This window comes from Dietzia sp. UCD-THP, from assembly GCF_000349585.1.
Lineage (GTDB): Bacteria > Actinomycetota > Actinomycetes > Mycobacteriales > Mycobacteriaceae > Dietzia > Dietzia natronolimnaea_A.
Map to the genome: position 1 here is coordinate 1 of NZ_AOSR01000131.1, position 2,468 is coordinate 2,468.

The window sequence follows — 2,468 nt, forward strand, 5'->3', positions numbered from 1 at the left end:
ATTTAACAGCGAAAGTCACACTTCGCCGAGCGCCTTCCTCTAGTCAGTCATTCGTATTACGATTGTGTTCATGGAGCGGAAGATTCAAGGGCACGACATTTCCGAGGAGCAGATCGACCAGTGGGTCGACGAAGCTGAAGCTGGCTATGACCCTGCATGGCTGGGCAAACGCATGGGTCGCCCTACACGGGCCGAGCACGCCGCGAAGGTCGTGCCGGTTCGACTCACTGACGCCGAGCTTGGAGCCGTAATGGCCCGCGCAGAGCGCGAGCACCTAAACCGGTCCGAGGCCATCCGCCAGGCGCTGGCCCAGTGGGCCGCCGCCTCGTGATCATCCGCCCATCCGCGCGCAAACACGGCATTGCCGACGACGACATCCGGGCCGCACTGGCCACTCCCCTCCTCTCCGGACCGCTCGACGATGACCATCCCCAACGGATACTCACGCTGGGGTTCGATTCCCAGGCCCGTGTCCTGGAACTGGTCGCTCTGCACTACGACGACGGCAGTATCGAAGTCATTCACGCAATGAAGGCGCGCCGCACCTACCTCGATCTACTTGACTGAAGCCGATTGCGACCGCACTCCACTGGACCTGTTGGCGTTGGCACCGTACGCCAGTTGCCCGGCAATAGCTAGCGCCGCAGCCATAGCATTGCTAGCATTTCTAGCGACGTTAGCCCGCAACGCTATCGTCGTTGTCGCAGCTGTGCTAAATACGCAAGGTAGCCTTGTTGATCAGGCTAGGCTCGCTAGGGCAGCCAACACAGCTAGCTCTGCCCAGCTACCTTCGTGGAGAGGAATGGACATTGACTCGAAAACTGGCTCTCTGCAACCAGAAGGGCGGCGTCGGCAAAACTGCTACAACGCTGGGCTTGGCCAGTGCGCTAAGCCATCAAGGGCGCAACGTTCTAGTGGTGGACGTCGATCCTCAGGGCAACTCCACGACGGGCCTCGGTGTCGAACTGACGGAGACCATGATGACGACATTCGACCTCATGAACCGAACGGTCCCGGGGTCGGCAGCCGACGCAGTCATCGCAACTCCGTGGGACAAGGTGGATCTCATCCCATCCAACGAAGCGCTGGCGAACATCGAATCTGACGGCGCCAATGACCTCATCTTTCGCCTCGACATCGCCTTCGAGGGGCTCGACCTGTCCGCCTACGACGCAGTCCTATTTGACTGCCCACCGTCACTGGGAAAGCTCCTCTTCGCCGTGCTTTGCGCAGCAGACGGAGTCATCGCTGTCACCGAGCCGACCATTGACAGTGTCCGCGGGATTGAAAACCTGCAAGAGACCATCCGTAACGTCCAGAGGCGACCCAACCCGCACCTCGTGCTCGAAAAGCTCGTCCTGAGCCGCAAGAGGACAACTGGCGAACACCAATTCCGCGAGCGTGAACTTCGCGACACGTACGGGGACTTGGTGGCTAAGACCTCAATCCCGGAGCTAACCGCACGCCAGGACGCACATAGCTCGCACACACCGATCCATAGCTTCACAGGCGGAAAGGCCCTAGCCCTCCAGGTCGCGTATACAGATCTGCTAGCAGAGCTAGCGCTTGGCCCCAAAGGAGCTGCAGCATGAGCATCGAACGTGAACCCGCAATCCGTCGAGCTGTGCATCCTGCAGCAGACCTGCCTGAGAGACCTTCACGAACTAAGCCACCAGCTATTCCCACGACCCCGGCTTCCGCGCCAGGGGGCTCAGCTGAAGAAGAGCGACTGACAGAGCAGCACAACGTACGGCTTCGCCCGTCCACTAAAGCGCGTCTGTTACGTGCAGTAGACAAGCTCCGCTACGAAACTGGCGACCGCACCATCAGCATTGCTTCTATCACCGACAAGGCCATCGTCGAGTACTTGGACTCACAGGGGTGTTGAGCCAGCTGATTGGGGAGTGACCGGACCTCCAAGGCACGTCGGTCCTCGAGGTCACCGCTCGCGGCATGTTTGACGCCTTGCGCGTGTCGCGCGCATTTTTGACGTCATGCATGCCATTTTTGACGTCATGGCGACCACACGATCTGGGCCTGGGAGACCAGCGCTAGGGGAGCGGACACGAATGACAGTCCGCGTACCTTCAGATGTCTATGACGCGCTTCGACGTGAAGCGGCAGCCCGTGGCATCTCAATGAACCAGTACGTAGCCGAGGTCGCAGCGGCACACCTCGGCATGTCTGAAGCCGTGTCGAGCTACGACGACCAGGAGGCGATTCCCGCGTGAAGTAGCCAGCTGCGTGACTGAAAACTAAACACTCAATGCAGCACCTGAAATGACTGATACCGGCCCACTGGCGAGTGGGCCGGTATCGAAAGTCAAGAGTCTGAGTTGGCGCTCAAACTCGGTGTTGCTCACCAATTAGGAGAGCTGTGCTTCCAGGCACCTCTCAGAGTAAGTCATACCCATCGGATGGTCCAGTCGATCCGGTCGGCGTGTCTCGCTCTGACCGCGACAACCTCA

The 2,468-nt window shown here is 59.6% G+C and carries 4 protein-coding genes; all 4 read left to right on the top strand.

The genetic code is table 11. From position 1 onward, the window contains the following. Positions 1-70: 70 nt before the first annotated feature. The 4 genes from H483_RS27340 to H483_RS40545 all read left to right on the top strand — a co-directional run bounded on the left by H483_RS27340 (position 71) and on the right by H483_RS40545 (position 2,231). The gene (locus H483_RS27340; protein ID WP_017836485.1) at positions 71-331 is read left to right on the top strand and encodes a ribbon-helix-helix protein, CopG family; all 261 of its coding nucleotides are present in this window, start codon (positions 71-73) and stop codon (positions 329-331) included. After that, complete coding sequence (locus H483_RS27345; protein WP_017836486.1) at positions 313-567, top strand: hypothetical protein; 255 nt, start codon at positions 313-315, stop codon at positions 565-567. The genes H483_RS27340 and H483_RS27345 overlap by 19 nt, the downstream gene beginning before the upstream one ends. A gap of 242 nt (positions 568-809) precedes the next feature. Beyond that, on the top strand, positions 810-1,592 hold the full coding sequence (locus H483_RS27350; RefSeq protein WP_031264777.1) for a ParA family protein: 783 nt from the start codon (positions 810-812) through the stop codon (positions 1,590-1,592). A 477-nt stretch (positions 1,593-2,069) separates the two neighbouring features. Next, on the top strand, positions 2,070-2,231 hold the full coding sequence (locus H483_RS40545) for a toxin-antitoxin system HicB family antitoxin (protein ID WP_159110332.1): 162 nt from the start codon (positions 2,070-2,072) through the stop codon (positions 2,229-2,231). Positions 2,232-2,468: the final 237 nt, after the last annotated feature.